At 61.2% G+C, this 20,603-nt stretch carries 21 protein-coding genes; 16 read left to right on the top strand and 5 right to left on the bottom strand.

Translation table 11 applies throughout. The features are described 5' to 3' along the window. Positions 1 to 44: 44 nt before the first annotated feature. From FHX76_RS07600 to FHX76_RS07565, 8 genes are all read left to right on the top strand, one after another. Positions 45 to 1,289, top strand: a complete 1,245-nt coding sequence (locus FHX76_RS07600) for an RNA polymerase sigma factor (RefSeq protein WP_167149465.1) — start codon at positions 45 to 47, stop codon at positions 1,287 to 1,289. Positions 1,290 to 1,306: 17 nt separating this feature from the next. Beyond that, a complete protein-coding gene (locus FHX76_RS07595; RefSeq protein WP_167149464.1) occupies positions 1,307 to 1,645 on the top strand; it encodes a hypothetical protein in 339 nt (112 codons plus the stop codon). A gap of 512 nt (positions 1,646 to 2,157) precedes the next feature. Next, positions 2,158 to 3,285 (top strand): CD225/dispanin family protein, encoded by a 1,128-nt coding sequence (locus FHX76_RS07590; protein WP_167149463.1) that lies wholly within the window; start codon positions 2,158 to 2,160, stop codon positions 3,283 to 3,285. 167 nt (positions 3,286 to 3,452) lie between these two features. After that, positions 3,453 to 3,854 carry a hypothetical protein gene (locus FHX76_RS16110; protein ID WP_208402466.1) on the top strand — a complete coding sequence of 134 codons (402 nt, stop codon included), beginning with the start codon at positions 3,453 to 3,455 and terminating at the stop codon, positions 3,852 to 3,854. A gap of 344 nt (positions 3,855 to 4,198) precedes the next feature. Beyond that, positions 4,199 to 4,567: a hypothetical protein gene (locus tag FHX76_RS07580; RefSeq protein ID WP_167149459.1), complete on the top strand. Its 369-nt coding sequence runs from the start codon at positions 4,199 to 4,201 to the stop codon at positions 4,565 to 4,567. Continuing rightward, positions 4,564 to 5,211 carry a hypothetical protein gene (locus tag FHX76_RS07575; RefSeq protein ID WP_167149457.1) on the top strand — a complete coding sequence of 216 codons (648 nt, stop codon included), beginning with the start codon at positions 4,564 to 4,566 and terminating at the stop codon, positions 5,209 to 5,211. Before FHX76_RS07580 ends, FHX76_RS07575 begins: the two co-directional genes overlap by 4 nt. Next, positions 5,201 to 5,764, top strand: a complete 564-nt coding sequence (locus tag FHX76_RS07570) for a hypothetical protein (protein ID WP_167149455.1) — start codon at positions 5,201 to 5,203, stop codon at positions 5,762 to 5,764. The genes FHX76_RS07575 and FHX76_RS07570 overlap by 11 nt, the downstream gene beginning before the upstream one ends. A gap of 199 nt (positions 5,765 to 5,963) precedes the next feature. Then, complete coding sequence (locus FHX76_RS07565; protein WP_167149453.1) at positions 5,964 to 7,325, top strand: hypothetical protein; 1,362 nt, start codon at positions 5,964 to 5,966, stop codon at positions 7,323 to 7,325. Positions 7,326 to 7,464: 139 nt separating this feature from the next. Here FHX76_RS07565 and FHX76_RS07560 read toward each other — a convergent pair whose 3' ends face one another. Together FHX76_RS07560 and FHX76_RS07555 are read right to left on the bottom strand one after the other, a co-directional pair. After that, on the bottom strand, positions 7,465 to 8,046 hold the full coding sequence (locus tag FHX76_RS07560) for a hypothetical protein (protein ID WP_167149451.1): 582 nt from the start codon (positions 8,044 to 8,046) through the stop codon (positions 7,465 to 7,467). Positions 8,047 to 8,073: 27 nt separating this feature from the next. Further along, positions 8,074 to 10,209 carry an SMI1/KNR4 family protein gene (locus FHX76_RS07555; RefSeq protein ID WP_167149449.1) on the bottom strand — a complete coding sequence of 712 codons (2,136 nt, stop codon included), beginning with the start codon at positions 10,207 to 10,209 and terminating at the stop codon, positions 8,074 to 8,076. A 196-nt stretch (positions 10,210 to 10,405) separates the two neighbouring features. Between FHX76_RS07555 and FHX76_RS07550 the strand changes: the two genes are divergently transcribed. Then, complete coding sequence (locus tag FHX76_RS07550; protein WP_167149447.1) at positions 10,406 to 12,100, top strand: RCC1 domain-containing protein; 1,695 nt, start codon at positions 10,406 to 10,408, stop codon at positions 12,098 to 12,100. 105 nt (positions 12,101 to 12,205) lie between these two features. Here FHX76_RS07550 and FHX76_RS07545 read toward each other — a convergent pair whose 3' ends face one another. Next, a complete protein-coding gene (locus FHX76_RS07545; protein ID WP_167149445.1) occupies positions 12,206 to 12,730 on the bottom strand; it encodes a hypothetical protein in 525 nt (174 codons plus the stop codon). Between the two features lie 142 nt (positions 12,731 to 12,872). Here FHX76_RS07545 and FHX76_RS07540 point away from each other — a divergent pair, with 142 nt between their 5' ends. Both FHX76_RS07540 and FHX76_RS07535 read left to right on the top strand, forming a co-directional pair. Further along, entirely contained in the window at positions 12,873 to 15,236 is a 2,364-nt protein-coding gene (locus FHX76_RS07540) for an arylsulfatase (RefSeq protein ID WP_167149443.1), read from the top strand. Positions 15,237 to 15,299: 63 nt separating this feature from the next. Then, on the top strand, positions 15,300 to 15,854 hold the full coding sequence (locus tag FHX76_RS07535) for a hypothetical protein (RefSeq protein WP_167149441.1): 555 nt from the start codon (positions 15,300 to 15,302) through the stop codon (positions 15,852 to 15,854). A 98-nt stretch (positions 15,855 to 15,952) separates the two neighbouring features. Here the strand turns inward: FHX76_RS07535 and FHX76_RS07530 are convergent, their stop codons facing one another. Further along, entirely contained in the window at positions 15,953 to 16,876 is a 924-nt protein-coding gene (locus FHX76_RS07530; RefSeq protein ID WP_167149439.1) for an alpha/beta fold hydrolase, read from the bottom strand. Between the two features lie 435 nt (positions 16,877 to 17,311). Next, positions 17,312 to 18,079 (bottom strand): aquaporin, encoded by a 768-nt coding sequence (locus FHX76_RS07525; protein WP_167149437.1) that lies wholly within the window; start codon positions 18,077 to 18,079, stop codon positions 17,312 to 17,314. Positions 18,080 to 18,467: 388 nt separating this feature from the next. Here FHX76_RS07525 and FHX76_RS07520 point away from each other — a divergent pair, with 388 nt between their 5' ends. The 5 genes from FHX76_RS07520 to FHX76_RS07500 all read left to right on the top strand — a co-directional run bounded on the left by FHX76_RS07520 (position 18,468) and on the right by FHX76_RS07500 (position 20,500). Further along, the gene (locus FHX76_RS07520) at positions 18,468 to 18,800 is read left to right on the top strand and encodes a hypothetical protein (RefSeq protein WP_167149435.1); all 333 of its coding nucleotides are present in this window, start codon (positions 18,468 to 18,470) and stop codon (positions 18,798 to 18,800) included. 89 nt (positions 18,801 to 18,889) lie between these two features. Further along, on the top strand, positions 18,890 to 19,363 hold the full coding sequence (locus tag FHX76_RS07515) for a DMP19 family protein (protein ID WP_167149433.1): 474 nt from the start codon (positions 18,890 to 18,892) through the stop codon (positions 19,361 to 19,363). Beyond that, positions 19,360 to 19,731, top strand: coding sequence for a hypothetical protein (locus tag FHX76_RS07510; RefSeq protein ID WP_167149431.1), 372 nt, complete (start codon positions 19,360 to 19,362; stop codon positions 19,729 to 19,731). The genes FHX76_RS07515 and FHX76_RS07510 overlap by 4 nt, the downstream gene beginning before the upstream one ends. 1 nt (position 19,732) lies before the next feature. Then, on the top strand, positions 19,733 to 19,879 hold the full coding sequence (locus tag FHX76_RS07505; protein WP_167149429.1) for a hypothetical protein: 147 nt from the start codon (positions 19,733 to 19,735) through the stop codon (positions 19,877 to 19,879). Between the two features lie 72 nt (positions 19,880 to 19,951). Next, positions 19,952 to 20,500, top strand: a complete 549-nt coding sequence (locus FHX76_RS07500; RefSeq protein ID WP_167149426.1) for a GNAT family N-acetyltransferase — start codon at positions 19,952 to 19,954, stop codon at positions 20,498 to 20,500. The last annotated feature ends 103 nt before the right edge of the window (positions 20,501 to 20,603 follow it).

Here is a 20,603-nt window from a genome sequence, read left to right as displayed (position 1 = left end):
TCGTAGCGTGCGGCTCTCACACGGTTATGTCAGTAGGGGGACAAATGGAAAACGAAGAGACAACGTACACGCCCGGCTTTGAGCATGACCAAGAGCTGCTGGCCAGGCATCGCTCAGGCGACCCCAAAGCGTACGGGTTGCTCTTCGAAAAGTACCAAAAAGTAGCCTTTGCGTATGCGTACCGCTACGTAGATACTCCCGAACTTGCTGAAGACCTTGTTCTTGAGTCGTTCACCCGCATCCTCGAAACCATTGGGCGAGGGAACGGCCCGACCGTTTCAATGGGGCACTACCTTGCGTCGACGATCAGAAACGTCGGAATTAGCGGAGGAATCCGCCAATCAAATGAGCAATCGAGGGACCCCCTTGAGGTCGCGAGGCTCTTCGAGCACGAGCATTTTAACGACAGGGCCGAAACGTCTGAGTGGCTGGGGGAGGCCTTCAATCAGCTTGAGCCTCGCGCGCAACAGATCATGTGGCACCGCGTTGTTGAGGGCGAGACCTCGCGCGAGCTAGCGAAGCAACTCGGTCTCAACCCAATCACCGTCACGCGGCTGTATCAGGCGGCAGCCCGGCAGCTTCGCGAAGCCTTCGTTGGGGTATCCCTCAACGCCGCGCGAAACCCGGAATGCAAACAGATGGCCCCGTTTTTGCTTGGTATCGCCAGGCGAAGTAAGAAAGAGCGATTGGACCCGATTGCGCCAGAACTCGACGCGCACCTCGCATCCTGTCGGCACTGTTCCGTTGTGTTCTCCCGACTCATGGGCTCCGATAAGGCACTGCTCAGTATTATTTTGCTGGCCGGGCTTGGCACCCTCGGGGCTGATTCCCTCGCGACGACCCCGGCCGCGGCTTCCCTCGGCACCGTGATCGCTGGGCTGAGCATTCCGCTCAAGGTTGCCATAGTTGCGGTGCCCCTGATCGCCGCCTCCGTCGTTGGCGTGGTCGTGAGCCAGCTCTGGGCGGATGCCTCACCAGCGCGAGCCAGCTCCATCACCATCGGAAAGGGGACCACCTCGGCTCAGCCCTCGCTGCTGATAGGCACACCCGCGTGTGGAATCCAGCGAGAACCGGTTGACGACCGTTCGGAAATCTGGCGTGTGCTTGATGGTGGCCCGTCGTGCGAGGTTCGTGTCGAGCTGAGGGCGGAAGGTTCGCCCGTTGTCCTCTTGGATTCGGCGCAGACGCAGGCCGTTGAGGTGACGCGCGCAGGAACATACAGCGTCACTGTCGCGGAGGGGAAGACGCTCGATGCGCTGACCGTCACGGTGACGCCTACGATGGAATAACAACGAGAGGAATCCGGATGGCCGTTTCTACAGTGCACAGCCTCATTATCGAGCTTCGCCAGCTCGAAACGGCTGTACGGGCTGGGGAAGTGGCGGGTGCCGTCGGCCGCCTGCAGGCGCTTGAAATATTGCGTGCCCTCCAGGAACTCCTTCGACGTTCCGGCGAATGGACAACGCTGGAGCGGTCAGACCAAGACGAGGTCATGGCGATTGCGATCCAGTACGCGCCGTATGTGGCAGAGGGATTCCAGCTCAGGCGCCAGCTCGAAGAAGAGCTCGGTGTGCAGATTCCTGATTCTCGGCGTGAGCAGGGCTACCGGTCGGCGAACGACGAATTGCCAGAGCGCCCGGCCTAGAACATCGGGGCGAGGGGAAACTCGGCCAGTTGGTGCGCGCCGGCCGATTCGCGGTAGAGCAGCCGGACGTATCCGCTGTGCCGGGCTCATGTTCATGAGTAAATGGGAGCATCGCCACCGTCAGGTGTGGGGCCATGGAGAAACGGTGGCGATGCAATGACCTGCGTCACACCAGTTAAGAGAGAAAAACGGATCGTTGCTTATGCGCGTCGTTGCAGTGTTTTTGCGAATGCCCGTTGAACGCTCGGACCCGCAGAACGTAACGAATCATGATTGGCCTGATTGTGCCGGTTCTGCAACGAAGAGCCGCATCGATGTTTCAAACGACAACAGGGTGATTCATTCCAGCGGCGCTGTCGCTTGCGACGCACCTCGATGCCTGAGAAAGTGCCGATAGTGGCATAAATTTGCTGTTCCCGCCGTAAGATTTTCACCCTGCTTCTGTCTATACACAGTGGGCCGGGAAAATCGGCCCGCACACACGACACCACGTATCAGGAGCACACACAGCCATGGAGAACGGCGTAGACAACCAAGGCCAACAGCCACCAACCTATCCCAGCGGCCCGCTGGGCGACGTGCCACCTGGCAACCTCCCGCCGGCTAACTTCCCGCCGGCACCAACCCAAGGGGCGCCAAAAACGTCACTCGTTTTCCCGATTATCGCCACGGTTCTCTTCTGGCCCGTTGGACTGTTCGGAATTCTGAAGACAGTATCGGCGCGCAAAGCGCTCGCCGTTGCTGACTACGCAACCGCGACGCAGGATGCTCGCAGCGCAAAGACGCTGTCGATCATCGCGACCTGCGTTGGCGCACTTGGCTGGCTGCTCAGTATCATCCTCGTCATTGTGACGCTGGGGATTGCCACAACACTGGCAACACCGGATGAGCCGACACCAACATACTCTGAGGTCTCGGCCGACGGTCCCACCAACGAAATCGTCTTTACCCTGACGGTGGACGAGGGAACCGCCACGCACGATTTCACCGGCATCCTTGGCGGCACGGATTTTGAGAACTACGACCTGCCCGACAGCGAATTTGAGAGTTCACTGACCAAGACCATCCTGATCGATAAGGACAGCGAAGACTTCACGGTTAACGTGTCCTCGGCCACGCCCGGCGCGACAGTCAGCTGTGAGTTCACCGTTGACGGCGAGCTCCAGACGAAGCAGACCGCTGTTGACTCGACGTACTGCAGCTTCTACACCGAGATTGAGGGTGACGCGAAGCCGACCGAAACCCCGGCTGCGACCCCAAGCGAGTCGCCCACGTCGAGCGCCTTCACCGCACCCAGCTTTGCGGTTGGCGACTGCCTGACAACCGTCACGACAAATGCGGGCACATCCTCGACGAAGGCCGACTGCGCTGGCGCACACGACGGCCAGGTGACCCACGTAGAGACGCTCCCAGAGGGCGACTACCCTGGCGATGAGGCGCTTACCGCTCAGGCAGACTCGATTTGTTCGGGGGATGCCTTCACCAACTTTGTTGGTGTACCGTTTGCCTACTCTGACCTGGCCGGTTCGTACATGTACCCGAAGGCCTTGAACTGGATGATGGGCGACCGCGAGATCACCTGCCTCGTGCACGTGGCCGAGGGTCAGACCACCGGTTCCCTGCAAAACGCCGGGCACTAATCCCTGCAACGGTAACGACGCCAGCGCGGTCGGGGGCATCCGCTCCCGGCCGGGCTGGCGTCTGCTGTTGAGGGAGAAAGAAGAGAGCCATCACTACGTATCGATCATGGATCGCCGCCGCGCTTGCTGCGGTGTTGTGTGTGGCCCTGAGCGGCTGCGCTTCGTTCGTGAATCCTGCCGCTGTCACAAGCGGGACGCTGCAGTATGTCCGTGGCGGTGCCTTATCTCACGAGCAACTGGGGGCGATATCGGTTGAATTCACCACGAACGATTACGAACTTCGGTTCAGCTCGGGCGGGGACGAGGAGGTCACCGTGTCCGGTGAGCCGGAAGGCCTTGAGGATGCGCTCGACACGCTGTTGCGTGCGGGTCTTCCGCAAGACGAATCTGACGACCTCGACTGCATGGACTGCTCGAGCGGCTTTGCCGAACTGCATATCGGTGACCGTACGGTGACGCTCTACGTGGAGAACAACCGCTACGACCCGATCATCGAAGCGATGAACCACATCACTCAGCAAGACGTCTTGGCTGTTGGCAACGACCAGTTCCCAACGGCGTCGCGGTAGTGTTCGCTCGCATGGACGGACCGAACTTTAGGCAATCCACACCAGCGCACACAACAGCGCTGTCACCTCGCGTCCCGAAATCACTTGTAATTCTGCCGACCGTTGCGCTCGTTCTGTGTTGGCCGCTGGGTATATTTGCCGTACGAGAAGCAGCGTCTGCGTTGCGGGCTGCCGAGCGGCTGGATGCGGCCGCGGCCTCGAGAGCGCTCCGCAAATCACGCCGCATCTCCGTGTGGGGAATCTGTGTTGGGCTGCTGGCTGCTTGGGTCGCTTTGCTCGTAATCGCGGTTTCTCCGCCGTCTCCGCTCCTCGAAAACGGGTTGAACACATCACGGATTGTTCCGGTGAACAGGTACAGCAGTGACCTGGCACTCGGCGACACGCCAACCGAATTCACCATTCGCTTGACCGTTGAATCGGGAGCCGCGAGCTTTGAGGTATATGGCGTTGCTGGTGGCTATCCGTTCACGAATGCAGGACAGCCAGATCAAGCATTTTCGGGGACGCTCGACCGAACGTTCTTGGTTGACGCGTCCCGCGAATCGCGGTTTGATGTGACTGTCCGGTCAGAGACCCCTGGAGCGCAACTGAGCTGCGAACTCACGCAAGGTGGTGTGGTGATTTCACGGGTCACCGGCACGGACGTTTTGAACTGCGAGGAGCACGACGAGGGTCAACCATTGGGCCGTAGCGCGGGCAGAGAGGGCGAGTGATTGAGATGAATGACGGAGACCTCCTGCCAGCTATCGTGGGCGTGATCGCCACGTTTGCGATCTGGGTCGCCTTTGGCATCAAAGCGGTTGGCGTCCAGCGCGAGCTTGCCGCTGCGCACCTCTTTATCGACTACCTGCAGCTGCCCATCCCGAAGGAGTCGACGCTCGGTAGCCAAGCGCGTGCGGCCGCCGAGGCGCTTGGCGAACCCAAATTCCGGGAGACACCCATCTGGCTCTGGGCCCTGATCTCCGTTAATTCTGTTGCAGCCGTTTACTCAATCATCAGGTTCGCCCTCACAACGGACAGCGATCTCATGACCCAGCGGCTTGTCGCAGTCCTTGTGACCTTCTCGCTGAACGCTGTCTTTTGTATCGTGGTGATCCGGGTCGCTGAGCACAGACGAGGGATGCTGTGGAAGCGTGTCATCACTAAGCACGCTCCCGACCTCGCCAACCAGATTAACTGGGGCAGCGGAGGCTGGGGCAGGGTCGCGTTTGAGGTGGTTGCCGAACCGGCTATCGAAAAAGTCACCGCCAACCGCCGTAACCGCCAACGTAAGGCCAACCGTCGGGCGCAGCGCGAGCGGGCTAAACGTGGCAAGCCATCCGGAACCGATGAACGGGGAGCAGCACATGAGCAGTAACACCCCGGATACCCGTTGGTTGTCGATCTGTCGCCTTGGAACTGCCGAGAAACAGCTTATGCTCAAGACTCGGGACGGTCGCCTGTGGATGGTGCCAACCAACACGGGTTCGGCAAGGGGCGCCTGGGTCGTCCTGCTGGCGCTCGCGATTATGGTGTTCCTTGCGGTTGTGCTTCCAGGAACGCCAGGAATTGTCCCTTCGGCGCTGCTTGGGCTCATCCTCCTGAGCGGGTGCGGAGCCGGGGCTGTGACCGTCTGGCAGATTCGCCGGGCAGAGCTACCCATCTTCGTCGCCGCCACAGAAGCGCCGTCAGACCCACACATTCTGAAACGTTTTGCGATGGCTGGAATACGCAGCGCGCGGATACTCTCGGTGTCGCTCATTGTGGCGCCGATTGTCCTGCTCCTGTTTTCTGTCATTACTGCTCGGGGAGAGGACGACCTGCGTGCGACCTTTGTTGTGGCAGTCGCGTCCTACTTCATCGTGGTTGTGGCCTATCTTCGGCCGTTTGCCTCGTGGAGGGCAGCCAAACGCCTGCTCAAGAACGGCTAGCGCCAGGATGAGAAAACGAACGACCACCCAACCAACACGCCCACTCCAGCAGCCTGTTCGGCGACCGCATCCCGAATCGAGATGACCCAAATGTGTCTTTCGGCGCCAAAATAGGCATATTTGAGTCATATCGATTGCCGCCGTTGCTCGCTCGCACGCTCAGGCCGACGCTCAGGGCCGCGAGAGTACGATGTGAACCATGGGTATTTCGAGCCTGAGCAGCTCCGAGCATGTGCCGCACTCGCCCGGCATCACAGAGTGTTTTCTTGGCGTGGAGCCGGGGGATATCCCCTTCCGCGAGCAAGTTGGCTCCACCGATTTCTCCGGGCTGAGTGACGCCTACGGATCGGCAACAGATGCCGCCAACGAACTTGAAAGACTGCTCGGAGATTCCGTCGAAATTCGAGCTGCAGAACGCTACCTCTTAGGGACGGTCCTGCACCAGAGTACCTCGTGGCCGGTCACCGCCACCGTGGCAGAACTACTCGTCAGAGGTCTTAACGATCCAGCGCTGCGCAACGGTCTCCCCGCTGTCTTCACGTTCCTCGCAAATGTTGCCGACGCGCCCGCAGATGTCGGGATGCCGATGGACGAAGACTTCTCGGACATCCTCCTCCGCGACGGAGTCGACCAGCGCGCCCGCCTGGCGGATCTGATCAGGGGCGGTGCCTCGCCCGACGAGGTTGAGGATGCGCTCGACCTCGGAGCGGCCTGGGCCTATGAGGAGATCTTCGCCCACGCGCGTTCATGGTGGAAACAGATTGACCGGTTTCTCGCCGAACCGGGTCGAGGGGCCGGCACTGACGATCTGCCGCCATTCACGATTGGGCTTGCCGGTTTTGCCCTCGCCAGGCTTGCCGCGCTTTTGGACGCATCCGAGGGTGGAGCGGCCGGTGCGGGAGCAGGCGAAAGCGAGACGATCGGGCGTGCGGCATCCTGGAGCGACGCGACCGGGGAACGCCTGAGACGGTTGCTCAGCACGGGCAGAGTCCTTGAGCTCACCGACCGACGGGTGCTGGTTCGGGCGCTGGGCAACATCCAGCCGACAGAGGAGTATCTGGAGGATGCCGACCGGCTCACCCGCATCGCCGCGGCGCTGTCACCATCACTCGCGCGTGACGCCCGCGCGCTCACACTGCTTGCCGGAGCCCTCGGGGAGGCGGCCGAACTCGATGCGATGCTTGACCGGCCGGAATATCTAACGGTGCTGTTGAACCTTCCCAACATGATTGCTCGGCTGACCGCGGCGACCGTGGATACCGACGTCCTTGTTGTTGCCGGTATCGGCTGCCTGCGCTGGACGCGCCAGTCGGGCACAGGCCTGTTCCAGACCCTTCGGTTTCTGCCTCGCATATTTCCAAACCCTGCGGAGGGGAGCGAACTTACGCGGCTGAGTCCGGCCCAGTGCCGCTATCTCGGGGCGTTGCTCGGCGAGGGCGACCTGTTTGAGCAGTTCACAGCTGCCGGAACGGCCGAGACCTACCGCGCGACGGGCCTGCCGTCAACGCGCCGCGGCTGCGCCAAACTCATCCGCCGTTCTGAGCGAGCAAATCGCGCCTGACCTGCGCCCTCACCCCCACTTCTTGCCCCAGCATCGAGGGCGGGATATTCCCCAGAAATTCGTCAGAATTGCGTGGATATCCCGCCTTCGAATCGAGCCTGTCGCGGAGTCGGGATGTTGCGGTGCCTGGATGTTGCGGTTATGAACCGCTCCAGCCCCCGTCCCATTCCTCTGGCAACTGCACGCCAAACGTCTGCTCGACAATTTCTGCCCGGTCAACCGAGTATTGGCGTGAGCAGCTGGTCATCGGCCAGTCGATGATGGCTGCCGAACCCGAGGCATCCGTGACATAGATCGGGAGAAAATGAGGTTGCTGCCCAGTCATCTGGTCCGGGTTTTCGCAGGGGTCGTTTGGCTGCCGGGAGAGCTCTACGAGCGTGTCCACGTCTGCCGATCGGTGAATCACAAAGTCGGTTTCGGCAACCACGTCATCGGTCCGGCGCGGCAGCCCGAAGCCATCAACGGGCGCAACCGGCTCGCACCAGACGGCCTCCACCGCGTCAAAGTTATTGGGAACGGCCCCGCGGGCGGAGCCGGAAACCTTTTTGGATGCTCCGACGCAGTCCAAGCTCGCAAAGATCTCTGCGGGTTGTGGTGACGGTACCACTTCAGCTGAGGGGCCTGGCCCAGGGGTGAGGGGCGCTGCGCACCCTGAGGCTGCGAGAACCGTGGCCAGCGCGCCGAGCCAGCGGAGGGAACGTGAGGGGGGAGTGGGCGACATGGGGGGTCCTATTCTGAGAGAGGTGATCTAGCGGCGACGGAACCAGCGTCGTTTGGGAGGCCGCGCGGCCTCAACCGCGGGAGCCGGTGGAACAGCGGCGTTGCCAGCCGTGGCGGCCACGGCATCCTCAGGCCCAAGCTCCAGCTCGATCACCGCAGTTGTGATGAGTGGCCGCGACCACGCGGCGAGGAGTCGGTTCGAAACCTCAACGATGGCAAGCAGATCATGGCCGTTCACGGATGCGGCGAGCAGCGTTGTTGGGACCGCATCGTGGTCAAACAGGACCTGCCAATCCGCGGGCGACAGCTCGAGGAACTCGAGCCCCGTGAGCTGCGCGATTAGGAGGGGGTCCACCAGACTTCCCGGCTCGGCCTCGAAGCTGCGGAGAGACGCTGCAGCTGGTGAGCTGCCGGTAATCAGCGGAGACAGGTCGACGGGCTCCGAAACAACACCGATGTTGAGCGCTTGAATGGGCAGGGCGGATGCCTCTGCGACCGTGCGACCCGAACGGTCGTTGACGTAGACAACGGGGTTGGGTGCATCCGCTCCTGGAATCCGAGGTGCCTTATCGCTGAACAGCAACTCGGTCAGGCTCGAAGTGATGCGAACGGCTCCGGCGATGACCTCATGGTCGAGGAACAGCACCTGCCCAACAACACCTTCCGGCCCGGGCGCAAGATCAACCGCGTAGACGTTACCACCCCAGTCGTGGCCGATCGGGAACCAATACGGCGACCCGGCGAGGGGCTGCACCGCGCCGTGAGGGGCTGTCTCTGCCGCGGCTGATGCGCCGTACGTCCAGCCGGGGAAGCGATTCGCCGGGGTGTAGGCATTCCGGAGGTCGGTGTAGTCGGTGTCGTCGAGGGGGATGATCTCAAACCCGTAGAAACCTGGGGCATCCTCGTCATCGCTCAGGATGAGTTCGCCGCTTCCGGCAGCGCTGTAGAGAGCTCGCACCTCGGCAGGCAGCGCGACGCCGAGTTGCTGCTCGGCCGCATCGATGAGTTCGGTGGAGGCTCCAACCGCGTCCGGCATCCGTCGCTGGATGAGCTCGGTAATGGCGGCAGCGTCCGCAGCACCGCCGGCCGCGCGTCCGGCCGCCGGCAGCACCGCCTCGCGCCGAAAGACCTCGGGAAGGGCTCCGTCAACGCGGGTGACAGCGCTGATCGGCGCGCTCGCTCCTGACTCAACCGAATCCGGGCGCTCAACAACTGTGACCCGTCCGGCGCCGCTCGCATCGACCCTGATATGTACCGCAACGCCCCTGGCACGCTGCATCTTGGCAGCGGCTGAGAGGGCATCCATGAACTCTCGCTCGCGAGGCCGGTCGGGCAGATCATGCCTGGCCGATACATCCCCGTCGTCGTCAAATGAACCGCCCCACGATGAGGGGCCGGCCGAACCGGTGAATTGCGAAACTGAGGTTCCCGGAGGTGCATCCGCGCGGAGGGCTCTGGCGACGCTGGTCCAGACTTGGGTGGTGTGCTCGTCTAACACGAGGGTGTCCTTTCGAGAATCGGCCGGAGCCGAGGTGAGGGAATCGAGGAGGGCATCGTGAACGCGCACGTCGCCGATCACGAGTGAACCGTGGTCGCCCTCAGCAATGCGGCCGCGCAGGTAGGCGACCGCGTCGTCGTTGCGGTCCGCGGCAATCAGCGAGGTGGCGAGCATCGTTTCGCCCTGCCACATAGTGTCGCCTGCCTCGAAAAGCCCGGCGACGCCATCCGCAAATGTCGACACCGTAGGTTGCTGCTCGATGAAGGCATCGATGGAATGCCCGAGCTCGGTAAATCGGCCGGTGAGTATTTTTTCGACGGTGGATTCGTTCACCAGGTCCGTGTACTCAATCAACTGAAGCGGCTGCGTCGCGAAGGCCCCATTGGCCCGAATCCGCACCCGCTGCCGCGGCCCGCCCATGTCTTCATTTGGGAAAAGGACAGCCCACAGCACCTCATCGGCTTCAAACGGTTTGACGCCGACCGCCGTACGGAGGCGGAACGTATCTTTTTTGCCCGTTTCCTTCTGGACGCCGAAGCGAATGCTGAAGTAAAACGGTTGAGCAACAACCGCGCACCACTCTGCCCCCGCATACCATTTGCGCTGCTTGGCAAGCGTTTTGGCGAGCTGATTGACCTGCTTTCGAAGCTCCGCGGTTGTTGCCATGGGATAAGTCTAAATTGCTCATTGCGTCCGCTAGCTGAGTGTTGGGGCTGCTCCGGTCATGATTCGTGTTGACAACACACGCAAAACATTCGTAATGAATTGGCCCAAAATCACTCTTTAGCCTGTGGAAGGTCTGTGTCGATTGCCAGGGGAAATCGCCGCTGGCTCGCCATGTTTCGTGAGGAGAAGCTGTTTTATGATTCGAAAACCCGTTGGAGTTGCGCTTTCGAGCCTGTTGGCCGGTGCGATGTTGATTCTGGCAGGAGGGCCGGCGCTCGCCGCGCCGATGCCTGACTCCGGACCCGTCACTGGCGGCACAGCGGTCGAACTGACCGCTCCGGCCATGGACGTCACGTTCACACAGGTCTCCGCAGGCAACGGATTCTCTGTTGCCCTCGGCTCGGACGGTAACGCCTACGCGTGGGGCGCAAACGACTACGGAACCCTCGGAGACGGGACCACCACACCTCAGAGCATTCCCGTGCAGGTTCATGCCCCTCAAGGGGTAACTTTTACGAGCGTGAGCGCTGGTTACCTGTATGCCTTGGCCTTGGGCTCTGATGGCAGCATCTATACGTGGGGACGGAATAACTTTGGGCAGCTTGGCGATGGCTCAACAACGGACAGCCTGGTGCCCGTGAAGGTGCAAGGACCAGCAGGAGTCACCTTTTCGCAGTTGAGCGCCGGTGACATGCAGGCCTTGGCAATCGGTTCTGATGGAAACACCTATGCTTGGGGCGCAAACGGCAACGGACAGCTCGGGGACGGAACAACAACGCCTCGTTCCACGCCAACACCCGTGATCCTTCCCTCAGGCGTGAGTTTTACCACGGTTGCGGCTGGCGACGGACTCTCCATGGCGCTTGGTTCGAACGGTCTGACCTACGCGTGGGGCAGAAACAGCCAGGGTGAGCTTGGCAACGGAACGAACGTCGATAGCTCGTTGCCCGTTCGTGTCCTTACCCCGGTTGGCGTGACCTTCAGCAGCATCTCTGTGGGAAACCTCTTTGCCGTAGCAATCGGATCAGACGGCAAGCTCTACTCGTGGGGAGACAACAGCTCTGGGCGCCTTGGTGATGGAACAGAAACCGACCGTTCTACTCCGGGGCCGGTCTCAGTACCCGCAGGTCTGACCTTTCGTACGGTGTCGGCTGGTGTCTGGCATACGCTTGCTATTGCGACCGACGGTTCGACCTTTGGCTGGGGACGAAATTTCCACGGCTACATCGGTGACGGCACAATAGATGATCGCTTCACTCCGGTTCGCGTAACGGACCCGGCCATGACAACGTTCGCACAGGTTGTTGCCGGCGATAACCATTCGCTGGCACTCGGTCTAGACGGGCAGACGTACTCCTGGGGCGCGAATAGCTTTGGAGAACTCGGCGACGGTACGGTCAGCCCTCGGCGGGCCGCCGGCCTTGCGCTTCCGCCAGAGACGGTCGTAACCGCAGTGACCTTTGACGGTCTCCCCGGCGCATCCCTGATTGAGACTTCGCCCGGCATCTGGCAGGTATCAACCCCTGCACATGCCGCTGGCCCGGTTGATGTTGTTCTTGAATGGACCTTTGGGGGCGTTGCCCAGACTCCGATCATCTACACGAGTGGATTTGTGTACACGGATCTGCCGGTTAACCCGCCCATCATCGACCCGCCTGCCACGCCGGGTACCCCAGCCACCCCCGGCGATCCGACCACGCCGGGTAGTGCGCCTGCGTCTGGCGGATCGACCGGCGCAGACGCCGCTCCCGCGGTGAGCGCCACATCCGCTGAGCAGCTCGCCACAACTGGTGAGCCGTGGCCGACCGGATTGCTTGTGCTGAGCGTTGGGCTTGTTGCGCTCGGGATGGTGCTCAGCCTTCGCAGGGCGGCCACCGTGCGTCGCCGCTAACTGCCGGTTTGAACGTGGCCCGTTATCACCTCGATAGCGGGCCACTGCCGTACCCGGACGTCTCTTGGGGAGGTGCGACGAAGTCGAGTATCCGGCTCGCCGGAGTTACGGTGCAAGCCAGAAATCGGGACAGACCCAGGCCAGGTCAAAGCGTTCGAGATCGTCTAAGGTCATGCCTGCGAACCCCGGCAAGATGGCCCAGCTGTCGCCCGTTGTGCCGGTGCTCGGGTCGAGCCACCGAGTTGCAGGAACCACACGAATAGACGTTTGCTGAGAGACCCCGTCTGATTCCCAGCCGGGCACAATAAGAACCGAGCGACCGGCATCCCGAGCGACCCGAACGGCCTGCGCCGCAGCATCGGTAACCGAGGCCAAGGGCCGCTCAAGCTCTGCGAGCAGGCTGGTCGAGGCGAGTACGATCGCGCCCTCCCAGGTGGCCGCGCTGGACGCATCCAGCAGCACCTGAGTATCAACGAGCTCACCGAAGCCGGCGGCCCAGCCTTCCCCAGTTGCCGCGAGCGAATCGGTCGGGATGAGGGAGACGTCGTACCCAGCGCCGACCAACTCGTGCATCATCTCCGCAAGATAATCACCGAGCAGGACATCGTCAACCACAAGCGCCCACACCATGAGCCAAGTCTACAAAGCGGTTCCTCGGGAGGGCCTTCATCCGTTCTGGGTGAAGCATCCGTCAGACCTGGGTGGCTTACTTGGTGGGAGAAACAGCTTCCCGCGCTCCGCGAGCTGTTCGCGAACTTGAAAGGTCTGACTCATGAGCGAGAACACCGATCACCTGCAACGTTCCAGCCTGCCAATTCCTGATTTGGCCTACACCGGAACGGTGACCTATGACGCGACCTCGCCTGATACCCACTACCCGCCAATCTCGCCGGTCAAGCCGCCGGCGGACGCGCCAAACGTGTTGGTCATCCTCATCGATGACTGTGGATTCGGTGCGACGAGCGCGTTTGGCGGCCCGGTGCACACGCCAAACTTCGAACGGGTCGCCGCGCAGGGGATAAAGTACTCCCGCTTCCACACGACCGCCCTGTGCTCGCCAACGAGGGCAGCGCTGTTGTCTGGCCGCAACCATCACACGGTTGGGATGGGCGGAATCACCGAAATCGCCACAAGCGCCCCCGGCTACAACTCCTTGCGCCCGAATAATTGCGCACCGCTCGCAGAAACGCTCAAACTGAACGGATACAACACCGCCCAGTTCGGAAAATGCCACGAAGTTCCCGTGTGGGAGTCGAGCGCGGTTGGCCCGTTTGGTCACTGGCCAACGCCAGGAAATGGCTTCGAGTATTTTTACGGCTTCATCGGCGGCGAGACAAATCAGTGGTATCCAGCAATCTACGAAAACACCTCGCCGATTGAGCCGTGGGGCACCCCGGAGCAGGGGTACCATTTCATGGCCGATATGACCGAAAAAGCGGTGAACTGGACGAAACAACAAAAATCCCTTGCCCCCGATACGCCCTTCTTCACCTACTTCGCCCCCGGGGCAACGCACGCGCCTCACCACGTTCCAGCAGAGTGGGCCGACAAATACGCGGGCAAATTTGATCAGGGTTGGGACACGATTCGCAACGAGACGTTTGCCCGGCAGCTCGATCTTGGGGTCGTGCCAAAGGATGCCGTGCTGACCGAGCGCAACGAGGGCATCCCCTCGTGGGACGAGATGGATGACGCCATCAAACCAACACTTGCCCGTCAGATGGAGGTCTACGCCGGGTACCTCGAATACGCCGACCACCACGTTGGTCTGCTCCTCGACGCGCTTGAGGAGCTTGGCGAACTGGATGACACACTCATCTACCTCATCATCGGCGACAACGGCGCAAGCGCAGAGGGCACGATGACCGGAACCACCAACGAGGGGTTCACGATCAACCACATGGAAGACATCGAAACTGACGAGTACAAGATCGCGCATAAAGACGACCTTGGTACCCCGCGTAGCTACAACCACTACGCAATTGGTTGGGCGCACGCAATGGATACGCCGTACCAGTGGACCAAGCAGGTCGCGTCGCACTGGGGCGGCACGCGAAACGGAACCATCGTGTCCTGGCCAAACGGGATTGCGGCTCGTGGCGAGGTACGTGACCAGTTTGCCCACGTCATTGATGTTGCCCCGACCGTATTGCAGGCCGCCGGAATCCCCGAGCCACACACCGTGAACGGCGTGACGCAGCGGCCATACGAGGGCATCCCCATGAACTACAGCTTCGACGATGCAGAGGCTCCCGAACAGCACACGACCCAATACTTCGAGATGCTTGGCAACCGGGCGATCTTCCACCTCGGATGGACGGCGGTGGCCAAGCATAAGGACCCGTGGCTTGCGTCAAGCCACGGACTCGATGAAGACGTTTGGGAACTCTACAACGTTGAAGAGGACTGGACCCAGTCGAACGACCTCGCCGCGCAACATCCTGAGAAGCTGGCCGAACTGCAACGGCTCTTCCTTATCCAAGCTGCCAGGTTCAACGTGCTTCCGATGGATACCCGTTCGGCTGAGCGGTTCAACGGAGAGCTGGTTGGCCGCCCGGCCCTTGTGAAGGGAACAAGCCAGACGTTCTATCCAGGGATGAAACGGATGAGCGAAAACTCGGTCGTAAACATCAAAAATAAGTCATTCACGGTGACCGCGCAGGTGACGCTGCCGGAGGGCGGCGGCAACGGGGTGCTGATCGCGCAGGGCGGCGCCTACGGAGGGTGGAGTTTCTACCTCAACAGCGGTGCGCCGGCATTCGCCTATAACCTCGGCGGAGTGGCCATCGAATACACGAGGGCCGGAGCAGCGCTCGCGGCGGGCGAGCACGAGCTGCGTGCGCACTTCGCCTACGACGGTGGCGGGCTGGGCAAAGGCGGCACGATCACCCTGTTTGACGGGGATGCGAAGCTCGCGGAGGGGCGCATTACCCGCACGCTGCCCTTTTTCTTCTCGATGGATGAGACCGTCGACATCGGTTCAGACCTCGCCTCGCCGGTTTCTGACGACTACGAGGCCACCGGGAACGAGTTCACCGGCAATCTCACCTGGCTTCGGCTGGATGCCGGTGACGACGACCACACACACCTGGCCGATCCGAATCATCTCATGCAGATCGCGATGACGCGGCAGTAATGCTGGCGAATATCCGGAGATAGAATGGGGCGTGTGGGGCTACCGAGATAAAGGCTGTAGCTAGTGAACGACCAGACTATTTTTTATAATGAGACTCGACCGTCGTGGTCGGATGCCATTGCGGTATCCCGGCTGGGTTCCGGGTTCCGCAGCCTTATCCTGGTCTCAATCATCGCCGGGTGTATCGCCATTTTCGCTCTTTTGTTGCCGCTTGCCGCTGACAGGCCATTGACCGCAAGCTCATTTGCCGTGCCCGGTTTTATTGCGTTGATTCTGTTGATTCTGTGGGGTGCCGTTATCGTCAAGCTTCGGATGGCGGCCAAGCGCTACGAGTCGCAGCCAGCTGGTGTCTGGCGAGTAACGGGAACGCAGGTGCAGTTCACGCAGGGTGGCACCTCCATCACCTTCACCCTGTCTGAGATGACCACGATGGCTGTGTTCCGCGGGTTTGTGCTCGCCAGCTTCAACAGAGGGCAGTACGCGGCGATCCCTGAGAGCGGACTCGTGCGCGCGATTGACGGTCAGCCGGCAGCGCCTGGCGAGCTTGCCTCGATGTTCCGCCGGTTTGCCCCAGAGGTGCCTCCGAAGGCGGTCCTTCGCGCGGTGAAGGGCCAGTAGACAGACCCCCTGCCCGTCATAAACGGTTCGCCTGTCGTTGCGAATATTCGACCGAATAATCGCAACGACAGGCGAACCGATGACTGCGCTGTGGTGGTTTAGCCGAGCGCCGCGACGACCGCGTCCACGACGAGGTCGAGCTGGTCGTCGTAGATGTAGTGTCCGCTCGTCTCAGCAACGATCATGTTGCTGCGGGTTGAGAGGGCGAGCCAGTCTTCCTGGCCAGCGACCCAGATCTCGTCAAGCTGCGGGCCGTAGGTGGGGATCTCGGCGAAGAGGTCGAGGCCGTGGCGGATGACGGTCAGCGGGATGTCCCCGATCGATGCGAGTGGGTCTCCGGTCAGAATCATCCGCTCGGGGTTCTCGCCGCTCGTCATGCTCAGAATTTCGGCACGCGAGGCTCCAGCAGCTTCATCTGCAGGCTCCGTTTCGGGAATCAGCGTCGGAATCTCGGTGATCGCGCGAGCGGGCGTTGCATCAATCAGCACAACCGAGGCGACCTGGTCAGGATAGTCCGCTGCATACTGCGCCGCGATCATTCCGCCAGAGGAGTGTCCAGCGAGGGTGATCGAGTCGCTTGTGACGATTTCTGCGGTCACGGAGTGCAGCAGGGCAGCGGCATCCTGCAAGGTTTGGGTCTGTTCTGGGGCCGGCAGATCCCCGGTTCCGGGTCGGTCGTAAGAACACACGCGGGTGTCTTTTGCGATCTCATCCTGCAGGTCGGTCATTGCGGTGAGGGGGTTCATCGCTCCGGTGATGAGCATAACCGTTGGCTTGCCAGAGTCCGTCGGGCCGCTGCATTCGGTGTGGATGGAGACGCCGTTGACAACAACATCCTTGCTCGTACGCTCCGGCGCGGTCGAGTTGCTTCCCGACACCGGCGATGCGGTGGGCGACGGGCTGGCAGTGTTGGTGGCCGCAGGTGCAGCGGGGGTAGCGCAGCCGCCAAGCAGGGCAATGACTGCGACGGATGCTCCGAGCGCAGCACCGAGGCTGACAGGTTGACGTGTGACACGGTTCATGGGGGTCTTTCGAGTCGAGGGGAAATTGGATGTCCGTTGCCGGAGGGGCAACTGCCTCACTGCCGACCAAACGTCGCCAACGATACTGGGGTGGAGTGCGCGCGAGTGAATCGAAGGCAAAGACGTTGTGGCAATCCACCTGCTTAGCACGAGGTCATTCTCAGATGCCCACAAACTCGGCTGTTCTGCGTAAGCTCATGAGCTTTTTGCACTCTTAACCCATGAGATTCGTGTGCCGTGAGCGACGCGAATGAGCCATCCCCACGACAGGAACATCATGTTTGGAATCATTGCCGTTGGCGGCTGTATCGTCCTCATTATCTGGGCGATCATCGACAAGCAACGCAAGAAAAACAAGGCCAAGGAATAACGTTGGCATATACACAGAACGGACCTGGCAAGTGCCAGGTCCGTTCTTGCTTAACCGGTGGTGACTTAGCGCGAGGTCACGCGGTCGAAGATGAGTCGTGAGCTGAAGCCTGCGATGAGGGCGCCGAGGATGGGGAAGATGATGAAGACCCAGACTTGGGCGAGCCAGTCTGGTCCGCCGTAGATGGCGGTTGCGATGGAGCGGGCTGGGTTGACTGATCCGTTGTCGATGGGGATGAGGATCATGAGCATGAGGGTGAGTGTGAGGCCGATGGCGATGGGGGCGAATCCTGCTGCGGCGCGGGTGTGGGTGACGCCGAGGATGACGTAGATGAAGATGGCGGTGAAGATGGTTTCGATGATGATGGCTGAGGTGAGTCCGAAGCCGCCTGGTGATTGGTCGCCGAATCCGTTGGAGATGAAGCCTGAGTCGGTTGCTGTTTTGGCGAAGCCGTCTGGTCCGCCGAGGGCGAGGAGGTAGATGAGGGTTGTGGCGATGATGCCGCCGATGAGTTGGGCGATGATGTAGGGGAGTGTGTCTTTCCAGGGGAGGCGTCCTGCGGCGGCGAGGCCGAGGGTGACGGCTGGGTTGAAGTGGCCGCCGGAGATGGGGCCGAAGGCGTAGGCACCGATGATGACGGCGAAGCCGAGTGCGAGGCAGGCGCCGAGGGTGCCGACGCTGGCTGCTCCGCCGTCGAGGGTTGCGGCGAAGGTGGCGGTTCCGATGAGTCCGAAGACGAGGAGGAATGTGCCTGTGGTTTCTGCGGCGAGTTTGGAGCCGAAGCTCGGGGAAGTTTGGGCGGCCGGAATGGGGGCGGACGTCGAAGAAGACATTGTGTGGCTTTCTGTTGAGGCGCCGTGGTTGGCGCGTCATGCGTGTGCGACTCCGTGTGAGCCGCACCTGTTATGACGTGCTGAGGCGCGTCTCATTACGTAGCTCTACAGAAATGACTTCAGCGCCCCGTGATTTGGCCTGTTTGCCGGTACGCCCAAAAAATATTTTGGGACATCGCGTAACCGAAGCGGCTCATCGGTGTCTTATCTATTGAGTGGTTGAGATCGTTCCCCACGACTCCTCCACGGTTGGGTTGCGCCTTCCCTATGGCCAACCCGTTTCCAGATAAGCATCCGTTCTGAGGATGTTGCGGTGGCCCGAGCTCCCCCCTATAACAGGCTCGGGCCACCGCCCTTTCAACCAAATAACTACTCGCTCGGAGCCAACATGAAACGGACGCACGGTGTCGTTCTTGCGCTGTTGTGCGTGCTGCAGGCAGTCCTCGCCCTCTGGGTCGTCTTTGTCGGATTTGCGCACGGCTTTCTCCTATCGAGCTGCGCAAGCCCTCGCTCGGCCCCGTGCAACACCGACCTCGGCACCGCCGGGCAAGTCGTGATGGTCGCCGGGTCTCTGCTCGCCGCGACACTCGGAACCGTATTCGCGATTCGACTGAACCTGCGCGGGGGAGCGGCCTGGTGGATACCGGTCCTTGGATGCGTCGGCATCCTGCTGTTCTGGTGGGCCGGCTCGTCCATGGTCGAAGCCAGTCTGCCCGGTTGAGGCAGCTGCCCAGCAAGCATCCACCGATCTCAAGGAAATTTTTTACTGATGAATCAACACATTCGAGTACACGAGCATACGATAGGCCCATGGTGAACTGGTTCCGACGTCAGCAACCCAACGCAGCGAAGCCGACGCTTGCGAGTCTCTTTGCCGCCCTTGATGATCCTGACACCGCAGCTACGCTCGCGAATGCCGGGCTAAGCGAGACGATCCGGCTGGCGAATGACGTTGACTACCAGGTGACGAAGGGCGGGTTCGCCCAGCTGCTCTACAACCTCAAGGGCGAAGGGCTGAGCGCGGTTGAGGATATGCTCATCGAGGTTGGCGCGCCCCGCACCCAAGACGTTTACGTGCGCGCGATCACCGTGTGCCTTGAACAACAGGATGAGTATCAGCGTTTCCTCGCAGAGCCCTTCCCCACGCCCAACGAGGTGAAGCACAGCCTCCAGCTGCTGAGCATTGAGTATTTCAACGGGCCAACGCTGCCAGACGAGGCGGCGGCATGGTGCTCGACGATTGCGGCAAAATATCGCATCGCGGGGAGCGGTAAAACGGCATGAGCGGTGAGCACCCGAACGCGCCCTTGGCTGATGAGCGAACGCGGTCCGCTCGCCTGTTGGTCCCGATACGGATACTGAGCGTTGCGGTGCTCGCGGGGCTGATCTTTGTCGTACTTGAGGTGTTATGGCAGGTTTCGAGCTTCTGCTGGGCAAACGACGGGTGCCACGCATTCAACCAGTCAAGGATGTTCAGCGGGATGTTCCTCACGACCAGTGCCGCGATTCTGGTTGGGCTCGCTCTTTTGGGGTTTACCGTTTGGGCACTGTTGCGGGACCGGATAGGTAAGCAGGGCCTCGTGGTTATGCCATGGCTGCTGGTCACAGTGGTTGTCATTGTTGTTGGACAAGCGATGCTCGAGAAGGTCTGACATGGGTACAAACGTTCGTTCGCAGCATATCCTCCGCCGCATTGGTCGAGTCGTTGGCATCTTGCTGCTTGCCATCATCTCAACCGCACTGACGCTGAGCCTTGGCCTGTGGGTTCTGTTCCAGCTATTGATCGCGGCCGGCCTGTGACTCACGCATCCCCGTTCTGCTGAGAGGCACCTCGTCGAGAAACGGTACTATTGGGCATTCTGAGGAGGCACGTTGGCACACACCATTCGATTGCTCAGCCCAAATGATGCCACGGAACTCACTCGCCTGCTCCGGGCCAATCGAGCGTTCTTGGCCCCGTGGGACCCTATCCGCGAAGACTCCTATTTTGCGGAGGCCGGCCAGCTCAAGTTTGCCGCGGACGCGCTTCTTGCCTACGCAGCAGGGCGCATGGTTCCGCTGCTTATCGTGAGCCCCGAGGGCAAGATCGCTGGCCAGCTGAACCTCAACGGAATCGTTCGCGGAGCTTTCCAATCTGCAACGCTTGGTTACTGGGTTGCCGAAGAACTCAACGGCAGGGGCCTCGCGACGGCAGCGGTAGCTGAGGCCGTTGCGCTTGCATTCGGGACCCTCGGGCTGCACCGGGTTGAGGCTGGCACGCTTGTCCACAACGTGGCCTCGCAACGGGTGCTGTCGAAGAACGGCTTCGAGCGTTTTGGCGTCGCGCCAGCGTACCTGAACATTGCGGGCACCTGGCAGGATCACGTGCTCTTCCAGCGCACGACCTCGCCCTCCGCCGAAGCTTCAGCAGAATCGGCTTGAGCAGAATCGGCTTGAGCGGAACCAGCTTCAGCAGAATCGGCTTGAGCAGAATCGGCGTCCGGAAATCCACCGATTAAGGGCAAGCACACGGTGATTTTCCCGT

Source organism: Lysinibacter cavernae (assembly GCF_011758565.1).
Classification (GTDB): domain Bacteria; phylum Actinomycetota; class Actinomycetes; order Actinomycetales; family Microbacteriaceae; genus Lysinibacter; species Lysinibacter cavernae.
The sequence above is the reverse complement of the archived record's forward strand: the minus strand, read 5'-3'. Positions and strand labels throughout refer to the sequence as shown.